Origin of the sequence: Sphingobium cloacae (genome assembly GCF_002355855.1) — a bacterium.
GTDB classification, from domain to species: Bacteria; Pseudomonadota; Alphaproteobacteria; order Sphingomonadales; family Sphingomonadaceae; genus Sphingobium; species Sphingobium cloacae.
Genome location: NZ_AP017655.1, coordinates 2,202,275 through 2,216,169, shown reverse-complemented (window position 1 = coordinate 2,216,169; position 13,895 = coordinate 2,202,275). Strand labels below are relative to the sequence as shown.

Genomic DNA, 13,895 nt, shown 5'->3' with positions numbered 1-13,895 from the left:
ATATGGCCGACATACCCGCCCGCACGGAAATGCGCGTCACCACCGGACCCATTCGCGGCAGCCGCAAGATCCATGTCGGCCCGCTCAAGGTCGCCATGCGCGAGATCGACCTGGAGCCGGGCAGCGGCGAGCCGCCGGTCCGTGTTTACGACACTTCCGGCCCTTACACCGATCCCGATGCCCGCATCGACATCATGACGGGCCTGCCCGCGCTGCGCCGCGACTGGATCGTGGGGCGCGGCGATGTGGAGGAATATGACGCGCGGGAGATCAAGCCCGAAGATAACGGCCTCAAGGGGCCGGATCGCAGCGGCGGCGTCCAGCCCTTCCCCAATCTCGTCCAGCGCCCTCTGCGCGCCAGGCCCGGCGCGAACGTCTCCCAGATGCACTATGCCCGCCGCGGCATCGTCACGCCGGAGATGGAATATGTCGCCGAGCGCGAGAATCTGGGCCGCGCCCGCCTCGCCGAATATGTCCGCGACGGGCAGGACTGGGGCGCGTCCATCCCCGACTATGTGACGCCGGAATTCGTGCGCGAGGAAGTCGCGCGCGGCCGCGCCATCATCCCGTCCAACATCAACCATCCGGAATCGGAGCCGATGGCCATCGGCCGCAACTTCCTGGTCAAGATCAACGCCAATATCGGCAATTCGGCGGTCGCCTCGGACGTGGCGAGCGAAGTCGACAAGCTGGTCTGGTCGATCCGCTGGGGCGCGGACACGGTGATGGACCTTTCGACCGGCCGCAACATCCACGACACGCGCGAATGGATCATCCGCAACTCGCCCGTGCCGATCGGCACCGTCCCCATCTATCAGGCGCTGGAGAAGGTCGGCGGCATCGCCGAGGACCTGACCTGGGACATCTTCCGCGACACGCTGATCGAGCAGGCCGAGCAGGGCGTGGATTATTTTACCATCCATGCGGGCGTGCGCCTGCCCTATATCCCGATGACGGCGAAGCGCGTCACCGGCATCGTGTCGCGCGGCGGGTCGATCATGGCGAAATGGTGCCTCGCCCATCACAGGGAATCGTTCCTCTACGAGCATTTCGACGAGATCACCGAGATCATGAAGGCCTATGACATCGCCTATTCGCTGGGCGACGGCCTGCGTCCCGGCTCCATCGCCGACGCCAATGACGAGGCGCAGTTCGCCGAACTCTACACGCTGGGCGAACTCACCAAGCGCGCCTGGGAACAGGATGTGCAGGTCATGATCGAAGGGCCGGGCCATGTGCCCATGCACAAGATCAAGCAGAATATGGACAAGCAGCTCGAAGCCTGCGGCGAAGCGCCCTTCTATACGCTGGGGCCGCTCACCACCGACATCGCGCCGGGATATGACCATATCACGAGCGGCATCGGCGCGGCGATGATCGGCTGGTACGGCACGGCGATGCTCTGCTATGTCACGCCCAAGGAGCATCTGGGCCTGCCCGACCGCGACGATGTGAAGGTGGGCGTGGTGACCTACAAACTCGCCGCCCACGCCGCCGACCTTGCCAAGGGCCATCCCGCCGCCAAGGTCCGCGACGATGCATTGAGCCGCGCGCGGTTCGAGTTCCGCTGGCGCGACCAGTTCAACCTGTCGCTGGACCCCGACACGGCGGAGAAATATCATGACCAGACGCTTCCGGCCGAGGGAGCGAAGAGCGCGCATTTCTGCTCCATGTGCGGGCCGAAATTCTGTTCGATGAAGATCACGCAGGAAGTGCGTGACTTCGCGGCGAAGCAGAACCAGCCCGCGACGACCTTCCTCGCGGCGGAAGAAGCCGAGGCAGGCATGAAGGAAATGAGCGAAATCTTCCGCGAGACCGGCAGCGAACTCTATATGGGCGCCGGCGGGCGGGAGCATGATTGATCGGGGCGGAAAATATGTTATAACTTCGGTATGAACATTCCGCTCAAGATCACCAAGGTCGGCAACAGCGCCGGGGTCATCCTGCCCAAGGAACTCCTCGCCCATCTCCATGCCGGGGTGGGCGAGAGTCTTTCTGTCGTGCTCACAGCGCGCGGCATCGAACTTTCTGCCGCCGAGCCGGATTTCGAGGCGCAGATGGCAGCCGCGCGCGAAGTCATGGCGCGCCGCAAGCGGGCCCTTCGCGAACTCGCGAAATAATGGCGCAGGTCGATTGGATCTGGGTCACGCTCGCCGTGGCGCGCGCAGCCCATGCCGAACAGATCGCCGAACATGGCGGCGGTGGCGATGCGATCCGCGATCAAGGTCTGTTCGAAAGCGCCATGGCCCGGCCGCAACATCTGACGGCCTATGGTGATCCGGATGTCGCTGCCCTTGCGGCGGCTTATGCCTATGGTCTTGCGCGCAACCATGCCTTTGTCGATGGCAACAAGCGAATCGCGGCGGTCGTCAGCGAAACCTTCCTGATGCTGAACGGCTATGTGCTGGACGCTACAGATGCCGAACTGGTCGTCGCCTTCATGGAACTGGCTGCGGGCGATCTGTCCGAGGAAGAACTGGCCGACTGGTTCCGCGCGCATATTTCGTCCTGACGCCACGGTCCCTCTTGCCTCGCCCATCGCGAATGCGCATCATCGTGCAGCGACAGACAGGGGGAAGCGTCCATGAACCGCAGCACGATCCTTACCGGACTTCTGGCCATCACGGCCTTGCTCGCCGCCTGTTCGGGCGGAGAAAAGGCGCCGGAAAACACGGCCGCCAATGCCGTGAACATGGCCGGGGCCGAGGTCGTCAATGCCGTCGCCGCCGCCAACGAAAGCGCGACGGCTCCGGCGGCGGACACATTCTCCCGCTATGTCGGCAAATATCCGTTCGACAAGGTAGGAGCGCATAGCTGGAACGATGATCCCGCCGTCAAGTCCGCCATCGAAGCGGCGGTGCCTGACGCCAAGGTCCGCAAATGGGTGCTCGCCGCCGAAGGGCCGTCCAGCCCGATCGAGATGATCGACGGCAGGGTCGCGGCATGGACGTGCGAGACGCATAATTGCGGCCCGCATCAATGGGTGACGCTGATCGACCCTGTCACCGGCGCGGCGCAGGTCTGCTATTTCGATGAAGCGGCCGCCACCGACAAGACGCGCTGGTTCACCGCGGGCAAGGAAGAAAGCCGTTCCGGCCAGTGCCCGCAGGGCGAGCAGCGCTGACGCATCATTCCGGGCACGCGGCAGGCAGGGCAGGGACGGGCGCCACGCCCTGAATCCGGCTTCTTCACTGGACCGGCGCGCATTTCATCCTACATAGCAGCCAATGCCTCCCTCTTCTCCCGATAGCGCCACGCCTGTCCCGCCCGTCTGGGCCACGCTGCGCCGCTTCCTGCCCTATCTCTGGCCCGCCGACGCGCCCGCGCTGCGCCGCCGTGTCGCCATCGCCCTGTCGCTGGTGCTGGTGGCGAAGCTGGTCAGCCTCGCCATGCCCTTCGCCTACAAGGCCGCGATCGACCGCATGGTGCCCGGCATGGAACCGGCGGCGGGGCTCGCCGTCGCGCTGGTTGCCGCCTATGCGGGCGCGCGTTTCGGGTCCGTCCTGTTCGACAATCTGCGCAACGCCGTGTTCGAACGCGTGGGGCAGGAAGCGGGCCGCCGCCTGTCCGACGACGTGTTCGTCCATCTCCACCGCCTGTCGCTGCGCTTCCATCTCGACCGGCGGACCGGGGCCGTCACCAAGATCGTGGAGCGCGGCACGAAAAGCATCGACACGATGCTCTATTTCCTGCTCTTCAACATCGCGCCCACGGTGCTGGAGCTGGCGGCGGTCTGCATCATCTTCTTCGTGAAGTTCGGGCCGGGGCTGGTGGTCGCGACGCTGGTCATGGTCGGGCTTTACATCTGGTTCACGCGGATCATCACCGAATGGCGCAGCCAGCTTCGCCGGGACATGGTGGACCTCGACACCAATGCCGTCGCCCATGCGGTCGACAGCCTGCTGAATTTCGAGACGGTCAAATATTTCGGCGCGGAGGATCGCGAGGCCAGCCGCTACGCCACCGCCATGCGCCGCTATGCCAATGCGGCGGTCAAGAGCGAGAACAGCCTCGCCTGGCTCAATATCGGCCAGTCGCTCATCACCAATCTGATGATGGCGGGGGCGATGGGCTATACCGTCTGGGGATGGAGCAAGGGGCAGTTCACGACCGGCGACGTGGTGCTGGTGAACACGCTGCTCAGCCAGCTTTTCCGCCCGCTGGACCTGCTCGGCATGGTCTATCGCACGATCCGGCAGGGCCTCATAGACATGGAGGCAATGTACAGGCTGATCGACACGCAGGCGGAGATCGCCGACGCGCCCGGCGCGCCGATGCTGCATGTCGAGGCGGGCGAGGTGCGCTTCGATCAGGTCCGCTTCGGCTACGACCCGGAACGGGAGATATTGCACGGCGTCAGCTTCACCGTGCCCGCCGGGCACACGCTCGCCATCGTCGGGCCTTCGGGCGCGGGCAAGTCGACCATCGCGCGGCTGCTGTTCCGCTTCTACGACATACAGGGCGGGCGTATCTCCATCGACGGGCAGGACATCGCCGGGGTGACGCAGCAGAGCCTGCGCGCCGCCATCGGCATCGTGCCGCAGGACATGGTGCTGTTCAACGACACGGTCGGTTACAATATCGGCTATGGCCGGGAAGGCGCGACGCAGGAAGAGATCGAGGCGGCGGCGAGGGCGGCCTCCATCCACGATTTCATCATGGGCCTGCCGCAGGGCTATGACACGCGGGTTGGGGAACGCGGCCTCAAGCTTTCCGGCGGCGAAAAACAGCGCGTGGCCATCGCGCGCACCTTGCTGAAGGACCCGCCGGTGCTGGTGCTGGACGAGGCGACCAGCGCGCTCGACAGCCGGACGGAGACGGAGATACAGGAAGTGCTCCGCTCCATCGCCCGCCGCCGCACGACGCTGATCGTGGCGCACCGGCTTTCGACCGTGGTGGATGCGGAGGAGATCGTCGTGCTGGATCAGGGCCGCATCGTCGAGCGGGGCCGCCATGCCGATCTGGTGCGCGCGGACGGACTCTACGCCGCCATGTGGGCGCGGCAGGCCGCCGAACGGGAGGATGTGGCGACGGAACGGACGATCGAGGACGCTTTTTCCGTCACGCTTCCCTAATCGAGAAAGGGCGCGGCGACTTCCGGCGGGACCCGCAGGATGCGGCCGCTTTCCCTGTCGATGATCGCCCAGGTGGATCTGGCGGCGACCTTCACCTTGCCGTCCGGGCCGGTGAATTCCATCAGCCGGTCGAAGCGCGCGCCGCGCGGCGGTTCGGCTATCCAGGTGCGGACGGTGACGACCTCCCCCTCCTTCACATTGCCGCGATAGTCGATCTCATGCCGGGTCACCACCCAGACATAGGCGTCGAGATGGGCGGGATCGGCGTCGCGCGTCCAATGCTCGGTCGCGACCTGCTCCATCCACTGCACCCAGACCGCGTTGTTCACATGGCCGAGCATGTCGATATGCTCGGCGAGCGCGGTGATCTGCGTGGTGTAGGTGGAGGACATCAGATTTCTCCGTTCGTCCTGGGCTCTTCGGCAAGCGCGGGACGGGGCTTCGACAGGCTCGGCCCGAACGGAGAAAAGGGCAAGGCGCTCACCGCTCCGCCACGCCCAGTTGCCAGAGGATGAAGGCGAATTCCTCCGCCGTTTCGTGCAGGCTTTCGAAGCGGCCCGACTTGCCGCCATGGCCCGCGCCCATGTTTGTCTTGAGGATGAGGAGGTTGCTGTCGGTCTTCGCCGCGCGCAGCTTCGCCACCCATTTGGCCGGTTCCCAATAGGTGACGCGCGGATCGTTGAGGCCCGCCGTCACCATCAGCGGCGGATAGTCCTGCGCGCGGACATTGCCATAGGGATCATAGGCGCGGATCGTCTCGAACGCCGCCTTGTCCTCTACGGGGTTGCCCCATTCGGGCCATTCGCCGGGCGTCAGCGGCAGCGTCTCGTCCAGCATGGTGTTGAGCACGTCGACGAAGGGCACATGCGCCACCACCGCGCCCCAGAGATCCGGATCGGAGTTGATGACCGCGCCCATCAGCTCGCCGCCCGCCGATCCGCCGGAGATGCCGATCCGGCCCTTGGCGGTATAGCCGCGTTCGATGAGGCCCCTGGCCACGTCCACGAAATCGTTGAACGTGTTGGTCCGCTTGTCGAGCTTGCCGTCGAGATACCATTGCTGGCCCAGATCGTCCCCGCCCCGGATATGGGCCAGCGCGAAGGCGAAGCCCCGGTCCAGCAGCGATAGCCGCGTGGTGGAGAAACCCGGCTCCATCGCGATGCCGTAAGCGCCATAGCCATAGAGGTGCAGCGGCGCGCTGCCGTCGCGGGGCAGCCCCCTGGGATAGACGATGGAGACGGGGATCGGCGTCCCGTCCCGCGCGGGGATCATGAGGCGCTCGGTCTCGTAGCGGGCCGCGTCATAGCCCGACGGGATTTCCTGAACCTTCAGGACTTCGAGGTCGCCGGTCGCCAGATGATAGTCGTAGATGGTGTCGGGCGTGACCATCGATTCATAGCCGATCCGCAGCTTGGTCACGTCATATTCGGGATTGTCGTCGAGCGAGGCGGAATAGCTCGCCTCCGGGAAGGGGATTCGTCGGGGCGCGTGGGTGGCGTAATCGCGCAGTTCGATCTGGTCGAGGCCGTCCTGCCGCCCTTCGGTGACGTAGAAGTTTTTGAACAGCGTGAAGTCGGTCAGGTAGAAATGATCGTCCGGCGCGATCACCTCTTCCCACTGGTCGGGCGCGGCAAGGGTCGCCTTCGCCAGCCGGAAATTGGGATGGGCGTCGTTGGTGCGGATGTAGAGCGTGCCTTCATGCTCATCGACATCATATTCGCGGCCGGGCTTGCGCGCCGATACCAATAGGGGCCTGGCGGTCGGATCGTCGGCGGGGAGCAGCCATGCTTCGGTCGTCACATGGTCGCCGGTCGCGATGACGATCCATTTTTCCGAGGACGTGAGGCCCACCGACACGCGGAAGCCTTCGTCATCCTCATGGAAAAGTTCGATGTCGCTTTCCACGTCCTGCCCCAGCCAGTGCAGCCGCGCATTGTCCGTCCGCCAATTCTCATTGGCGAGGCCGTAGAGCAGCCCCCTGCTGTCGCTGGTCCAGACGAGCGAGGAAAGCGTGCCGGGGATCACTTCGGGCAGGATTTCGCCGGTGGTAAGGTCCTTGATCCGCGCCTCGAACCGTTCGGAGCCGTCATTGTCGATGGCATAGGCGAGATAGCGTCCGTCCGGGCTGACCGACATCGCGCCAAGGCGGAAATAGTCATGCCCCTCCGCCAGCGCGGGTTCGTCGAGGATCAACTGGTCCGCGCCGCCCGCGACGGGCTTGCGATACCATTTGCGATATTGCGCCCCGACCTCGAACGCGCGCCAGTAGATATAATCCCCGTCCTTCTGCGGGACGGAGCTGTCATCCTCCTTGATGCGCCCCTTCATCTCCGCGAAGAGGGCGTCGGTCAGCGGCTTGTGCGGGGCCATGGCCTGCTCGAAATATCCGTTCTCCGCCTCCAGATAGGCGAGGACATCCTTGTCCTTCACATCGGGATAGCCCGGATCGCGCAGCCAAGCCCAATCATCCTCCACCGTGACGCCGTGGCGGGTGAAGCTGTGCGGGCGGCGGGCGGCGAGAGGGGGCATGGGGGCGGGCTGCGTGGTCGTGGTCATTCAGCTTCCATCTTCTTCGTTGCGGCGGCGGATGCTGGCATAAGCGCCCGCCGCCCTCTATGTTGTCGGCTTTGCGGCCTCTGCCAAGGGCCGATAGACGAGGAAGCTGCAATGTCCACCTATGAAGACCGTCTCAACGCCCTGCGCGCGCAACTGGCGCGCGACCGGCTGGACGGTTTCGTCGTGCCGCTGACCGACGAGCATATGAGCGAATATGTCGGCGCCTATGCCCAGCGCCTCGCCTGGCTGACCGGCTTTCAGGGGTCGGCGGGCAGCGCCGTGGTGCTGCCGGAGGAAGCGGCGATCTTCGTCGACGGGCGCTATACCTTGCAGGTGCGCGAGCAGGTGGACGGCGCGTATTGGCAATATGAAAGCGTGCCGCAGACGTCCGTCGCGGAATGGCTGGGCCAGCACGCCGCGCAGGGCGGGCGCATCGGCTACGACCCGTGGCTGCACACCCGCGCCTGGGTGAAGGCGGCGAGCGAGGCGCTGGCGGAGCGCGGCGCGGAACTGGTGGCGGTGGACAGCAATCCGGTCGATGCCGTCTGGCCCGACCGCCCCGCGCCCAGCGCCGCGAGGCTGGTGGTGCATGAGGACCGTCATGCCGGGAAGAGCGCGGCGGAGAAGCGGCAGGAGATGGCGGACTGGCTCGCGTCGAAACGGGCCGATGCCGTGGTGCTCTCCGCGCTCGATTCGATTGCATGGACCTTCAACATCCGCGGGCGGGATGTGGACCATACGCCGGTCGCGCTGGCTTATGCCGTCGTGAACGCCGATGCGACCGCCGACCTTTATGTCGCACCGGAGAAGATCGACGAGGCGGTGGTCAAGCATCTGGGCAACGCCGTGCGGGTGCATGACCGCGCCGCTTTTCCCGATGCGCTGAAAGGCTTTGCGGGCAGGACGGTGGTGGCCGATCCCGAACGGGCGGTGGCGGCGATCTTCGAAGGGCTGGAGGAAGCCGGCGCGCAGGTGCTGGCGCTGCGCGATCCGGCCGTGCTGCCCAAGGCGATCAAGAATCCGGTCGAGATCGCCGGGCACAAGGCCGCGCAACGCCGCGACGGGGCGGCGCTGTCGCGCTTCCTGCACTGGATCGCGGTGGAAGCGCCCAGGGGCGGCGTCGATGAACTGGGCGCGGCGGCGAAGCTGGAGTCGTTCCGCCGCGACACCGGCGAATTGCAGGACCTGTCCTTCGACACGATCAGCGGCGCGGGGCCGAACGGCGCGGTGGTGCATTACCGCGTCGAGGAAAAGACCAACCGGCCCATCGAGCGCGATTCGCTCTATCTGGTCGATTCGGGCGGGCAATATCGCGACGGCACGACCGACGTGACCCGCACCGTCGCCATCGGCACGCCCAGCGAGGAGATGAAGCGCCGCTTCACGCTGGTGCTGAAGGGCCATGTCGCGCTCGCCCGCGCGGTCTTCCCCAAGGGGACGCGCGGCGGGCAGCTCGACACGCTGGCGCGGCAATATCTCTGGGCGGAGGGGCTGGATTATGCCCATGGCACCGGCCATGGCGTCGGCAGCTTCCTGTCGGTGCATGAAGGGCCGCAGCGGATCGCGACCTTCGGCGGCGGCGACGAGCCGTTGCAGGCGGGCATGATCCTTTCCAACGAGCCGGGCTATTACAAGACCGGCGAATATGGCATCCGCATCGAAAATCTGGTGCTGGTCGAGGAACGCGCAGTGCCCGGCGCGGAAAAGGAAGTGCTGGGTTTCGAGACGCTGACCTTCGCGCCCATCGACCGCAACCTGATCGCGACGGACATGCTGAGCGGCGAGGAGCGCGGCTGGATCGACGCCTATCATGCGAAGGTGCTGGAGGTGGTCGGGCCGCAACTGGACGGCGCGGCGCTCGACTGGCTGGAGGCCGCCTGCGCGCCGTTATGAACAGGTCCGCCCTGTCAGTCGGTTTCGTCGTGGCGCTGGGCATCGCCGTCGCGGTCGCGATCGGCTGGCCTTGAGGCGGCGGTCCCGGCGCGCGCCTGCGCCTTGCGGCGGCGCAGATTGTCGCGCAGCGCCTGCGCCAATCGCGCCTTGCGTTCGTCCTGTCCGTTGCTCATGACCGGCGCTTAAGCAAATTGCCCCGCGCGCCGCAAGCCGCCTTGACAAGCCGCCCACGCACGGCCATAGGCCCGGCTCCGCCGTCCGATAAGGGGCCGCGCGACGATTAAGTGCTGCCGTAGCTCAGTGGTAGAGCGCATCCTTGGTAAGGCTGAGGTCGTGAGTTCAATCCTCACCGGCAGCACCATTTCTCCCTGAAATCGGTCGGACTACATCACGGGTTCGCGGCGTTGATCCGTCATGCCCCGGTTCGGCGTTGCCGCGATGGCGCGGCGGAAGTGGCGGCGCTTACCGCCGGGGGATCGCCCGATGCCCTCACCATCGCGCCCATCTGCTTAACGTTTCGACGCAAATGAATTGAGTGGAGACGCGTCCAGGACGCCTTGTGTGCCTCCCACAAGAGGGGGGGCGCTCGTGACGCAGGGGAATCGCGCTTGGACAGCTGACCGGAACGCCGCAGGTCATCGTGCCTGTTCCGGTCTATATTGTATCGGAATCGGTCTGGCGGTCATGGCCGTCCCCGTGGGCGCCCAGACGATCGAGGCGCAGGCTGGCGCGGGGCCATCGCTCCGCTTCTGGGATGGGAGCGATCCCGCCCTGCACGAGAATGGCGTCGTCGACGGCGGATCGGGGCGCTGGAATGCCCATGATCCCAGCTGGACCGATGCCCAGGGCGCCGTCAATGGCCCTATGCGGCCGGTGCCGGCCTTCGTCCTGTTCCAGGGCGCCGCGGGAACCGTGACGATCGACGATTCCCTGACGGCGCCGTCCATCACCGGCATGCAGTTCCTGACGGATGGCTATCGCCTGACGGGCGGCCGGCTGCGGCTCGACGGCGGAGCCTATACGTCGATCCGTCCCGGTCCGGGCGTGACGACCCGGATAGACGCGGAACTGACCGGCGACAGCGGGTTGCTGTTCAACGATTTCGGCACGCTGATCCTGACCGGCGACAACAGCTATACGGGCGGCACGCGCGTCGATGCCGGGACGTTGATCGGCGACACCCGATCGATCCGCGGCGAGCTGGAAAATGCCGGCACCGTGATTTTCGACCAGAAGGAGGACGGCACCTTCACCGGCGGCATCGGCGGCTTGTTCAGCAGCTGGGGCCTGATGGTCAAGCGCGGCCAGGGCGCGCTCACGATCGGCGGCAGCAGCCTCGACTGGCGGATCGAGGAAGGGCGGCTCGTCTCGCCGGCCGCGAGGCTGGGCGGCAACATGGCCATCGGAGCCGCCGGAAAGCTGACGCTCACCGGCGGCCCGTCCGACACGGAGGCGGCCTATCACTATGCCCTGTCGGGAAGCGGCGCCCTCGATCTGGCGGGAGAAGGCATGGTCGTCCTCACCGGCCAGTCCGGCGGCTTCACGGGACAGACGCGGGTGGCGGGCGCGGCGCTCCGCGTCGACGGCGCGTTGGGCGGCAGTCTTTCGGTCGGCTCCCATGGGGTGCTTTCCGGTGCGGGCCGGGTGGGCGCGGCCAGGGTCGATTCCGGCGGACGCCTCGTCGGCTCGGCTGGCGGCACGCTCGGCTTCTCCAGCCTGACGCTGGGTCCGGGCGCGGTCATCGACGCCGTTTTCGCCGGGACGGACGCGCCGCCGCTATTCGCCGTGGAAGGCGATCTGACGTTGGACGGCACGCTCAATATCGGCGGCAACCTGCCGCTCGGCCAGGGCGTCTACCGCTTGTTCAGCTATGGCGGGCAATTGACGGACAATGGGCTGCAAATCGGTGCGCTGCCGCCCGGTCAGGGGAGCGGCACGCTTTCGGTTCAGACCGCGACGCCGGGGCAAGTGAATATCGTGGCCGCGACCGGCGACCGTGCGCTCCGTTTCTGGGACGGCGGCGACGCCACCCGCTACGGCAATGGCGTGGTCGATGGCGGCCCCGGCGTCTGGGCCAACGGCACGTTGGGCTGGACCGGCTCGGACGGCGCGCATAACGATCCGGCCGGGCCGGGCGACTTCGCCATCTTCGCCGGCCGGGGCGGGCATGTGCTGATCGATGACGCGAACGGCGCGGTCTCGACCGGCGGGATGCAGTTCGCCACGTCCGGCTACCGGCTGTCGGGCGATCCATTGACGCTGTCGGGCGGCCGGCGCACCGTGATCCGCGTCGGCGACGGCAGTGCCGCTTCGTCGGGCGTCACGGTGGAGATCGCCTCCCGGATCACCGGCGGCGGCGTTCTGGTGAAGCGCGATGCCGGCACGCTGATCCTGTCGGGCGACAATGACCGGACATTCGGTATCGATGTCGAGGCGGGCTCCCTCGTCGGCGACGCGCGCTCCATCCGCGGCGACCTGTCCAACGCCGGGACCGTGATTTTCGACCAGCGCGGAAACGGCACCTTCAGGAGCGACATCGCCTCGCTGGACGGCGTGGCGGGCTCCCTCGTGAAGCGCGGGGCCGGCGATCTCACGCTGACGGGCAGGAGCAGCCTCGACTGGACGGTCGAGGAGGGACGCCTTCTCACCAATGCGGGCCGGTTCATCGGCGATGCGACGCTCCATCCGAAGGGATCGATCGAATTTGCGAGCGCCTCCAACACGCGTTATCTCGGCAGGCTTGCGGGATCGGGGCGGTTCGTCAAGGCAGGGGCGGGCAATCTGGCGCTGGGCACGGATTCCCGGGGCTTCACGGGCGACACGCTGGTTCGCGCCGGATCGCTGACGGTGGAAGGCGCCATCCGGGGCAGGCTGACGGTCGCGGCCGATGCGGCGCTGGCCGGATATGGCAGCATGGGTTCCGTCCGCGTCGATCCGGGCGGCCGCATCGCGCCGGGACCGTCGATCCGCACGCTCACGGTGCAGGGTGACCTCCTGATCGCGTCCGGCGCGCGCTACGAGGTCGAAGTCGATCCGACCGGCGCCGCCAGCGATCGCATCGATGTGCTGGGGAAAGCCACGCTGGCCGGCACGGTCGCCCATGTCGGCCCGAACGGCGCCTACCGTCCGCGCGCCACTTACACGATCCTCACCGCCCGGGGCGGCATAGAGGGCCGGTTCGACGATGTGAGGTCGACCTTCGCCTTCCTGACGCCCAGCCTTGGCTACACGCCCCATGCCGTCACGCTGACGCTGGAGCGCAACGACGTCCGCTTCGATCAGGTCGCCGCCACCGACAACCAGCGTGCGACCGCGGCCGCGCTGGAATCGCTGTCGTCGGACAACGGGGCCTATGATGCCGTGGTGACGGCCGACGCCGCCACCGCCCGTCAGGCGTTCGACAGTCTCTCCGGTGAGTTTCATGCCTCGTTGCGGACCGCCCTGATCGAAAACAGCCGGCTTTCCCGCGAAGCCACGCTCGACCAGTTGCGCACCCGCCGGACGGCTCCGGGCCTTGCCATGTGGGGGCAGGTGCTGGATAGCTCGCGGCACTGGACGGGCCATTCCGGCGTTTCGACGCTCGCGGGGGACATGATGGGGACGCTCGCCGGTGTCGAGGCCCAGACGCCCGGCGGTTTCCGCATCGGCATGCTCGGCGGCCACCACCGCGACGCACTGCACGGGCGCGGCAATGCGGACATCGATGGCTATCATGCCGGCGTCTATGCCGGTGGCGCCAGCGGCCCGCTGGGGTTTGGCGGCGGGCTGATATTCGGCTGGCAGGATGTGGCGGCGCAACGCCTCGTGACCTTCAACGGATTTCAGGAAGGGGTGCAGTCGCGCTATCGCGCCACGACGATGCAGGCCTTTGCCGAAGCCGCTTATCGCGTCGATTTCGACGAGGGCGCGCTGGAGCCCTTTGTCGGCCTGACCCATGTCGCGCTCAGCGTCGGCAGCAGCCGGGAAGCCGGCAATGTCGCCGCGCTGGATCTGGCGCGGGACAGGTTGCGCACCAGCTACACGACGATGGGCGTTCGCGGCCGGACGGCCATCCCGCTCGGCGGCGCCTCGCTCTCGCTGCGGGCTTCGGCAGCCTGGCAGCATGCCTTCGGGGATCGAACCGGCATGATCGAGGCCGCGCTGGGCGGCAGGCGGTTCACCATCACCGGCGCGCGGATCGCGCAGGACAGTCTGGTCGGCGAACTGAGCCTGGACGCCGCCTTGACTCCCGCTCTCCGCCTGAACCTGGGCTATAGCGGCGCATTGCCGCGCGGCGCCCGGGACAGCGTGGCGCGCGCCGCGCTGACCTGGTCGTTTTGAGGCTCGGCAAGGGGCCGGATATATCGGCTGCCGCTGACGCCCGTCTTTTCG

10 protein-coding genes and 1 tRNA gene are annotated in these 13,895 nt (G+C 66.8%); 8 read left to right on the top strand and 3 right to left on the bottom strand.

All coding sequences use genetic code 11. The features are described from left to right. Nucleotides 1-2: 2 nt before the first annotated feature. From thiC to SCLO_RS11025, 5 genes are all read left to right on the top strand, one after another. Nucleotides 3-1,862, top strand: a complete 1,860-nt coding sequence (gene thiC / locus SCLO_RS11045) for a phosphomethylpyrimidine synthase ThiC (protein ID WP_066518027.1) — start codon at nucleotides 3-5, stop codon at nucleotides 1,860-1,862. Between the two features lie 30 nt (nucleotides 1,863-1,892). Further along, nucleotides 1,893-2,120 carry an AbrB/MazE/SpoVT family DNA-binding domain-containing protein gene (locus SCLO_RS11040; protein ID WP_066518025.1) on the top strand — a complete coding sequence of 76 codons (228 nt, stop codon included), beginning with the start codon at nucleotides 1,893-1,895 and terminating at the stop codon, nucleotides 2,118-2,120. Then, the gene (locus SCLO_RS11035; RefSeq protein ID WP_066518023.1) at nucleotides 2,120-2,512 is read left to right on the top strand and encodes a type II toxin-antitoxin system death-on-curing family toxin; all 393 of its coding nucleotides are present in this window, start codon (nucleotides 2,120-2,122) and stop codon (nucleotides 2,510-2,512) included. Before SCLO_RS11040 ends, SCLO_RS11035 begins: the two co-directional genes overlap by 1 nt. 72 nt (nucleotides 2,513-2,584) lie before the next feature. Beyond that, the gene (locus tag SCLO_RS11030) at nucleotides 2,585-3,124 is read left to right on the top strand and encodes an Ivy family c-type lysozyme inhibitor (protein ID WP_066518022.1); all 540 of its coding nucleotides are present in this window, start codon (nucleotides 2,585-2,587) and stop codon (nucleotides 3,122-3,124) included. Nucleotides 3,125-3,227: 103 nt separating this feature from the next. Further along, entirely contained in the window at nucleotides 3,228-5,075 is a 1,848-nt protein-coding gene (locus SCLO_RS11025; protein ID WP_066518021.1) for an ABCB family ABC transporter ATP-binding protein/permease, read from the top strand. Here the strand turns inward: SCLO_RS11025 and SCLO_RS11020 are convergent. Then, complete coding sequence (locus SCLO_RS11020) at nucleotides 5,072-5,467, bottom strand: acyl-CoA thioesterase (protein ID WP_066518018.1); 396 nt, start codon at nucleotides 5,465-5,467, stop codon at nucleotides 5,072-5,074. The genes SCLO_RS11025 and SCLO_RS11020 overlap by 4 nt on opposite strands. 88 nt (nucleotides 5,468-5,555) lie before the next feature. Next, nucleotides 5,556-7,631, bottom strand: coding sequence for a S9 family peptidase (locus tag SCLO_RS11015; protein ID WP_066518016.1), 2,076 nt, complete (start codon nucleotides 7,629-7,631; stop codon nucleotides 5,556-5,558). Between the two features lie 111 nt (nucleotides 7,632-7,742). Here SCLO_RS11015 and SCLO_RS11010 point away from each other — a divergent pair, with 111 nt between their 5' ends. Then, entirely contained in the window at nucleotides 7,743-9,524 is a 1,782-nt protein-coding gene (locus tag SCLO_RS11010; RefSeq protein WP_066518013.1) for an aminopeptidase P family protein, read from the top strand. Between the two features lie 14 nt (nucleotides 9,525-9,538). Here the strand turns inward: SCLO_RS11010 and SCLO_RS23360 are convergent, their stop codons facing one another. After that, nucleotides 9,539-9,697 carry a hypothetical protein gene (locus SCLO_RS23360; RefSeq protein WP_169800562.1) on the bottom strand — a complete coding sequence of 53 codons (159 nt, stop codon included), beginning with the start codon at nucleotides 9,695-9,697 and terminating at the stop codon, nucleotides 9,539-9,541. Nucleotides 9,698-9,810: 113 nt separating this feature from the next. Here SCLO_RS23360 and SCLO_RS11005 point away from each other — a divergent pair. Then, nucleotides 9,811-9,885: transfer RNA gene (locus tag SCLO_RS11005), tRNA-Thr, on the top strand. Between the two features lie 323 nt (nucleotides 9,886-10,208). Next, nucleotides 10,209-13,844, top strand: a complete 3,636-nt coding sequence (locus SCLO_RS11000; protein WP_066518005.1) for an autotransporter outer membrane beta-barrel domain-containing protein — start codon at nucleotides 10,209-10,211, stop codon at nucleotides 13,842-13,844. The last annotated feature ends 51 nt before the right edge of the window (nucleotides 13,845-13,895 follow it).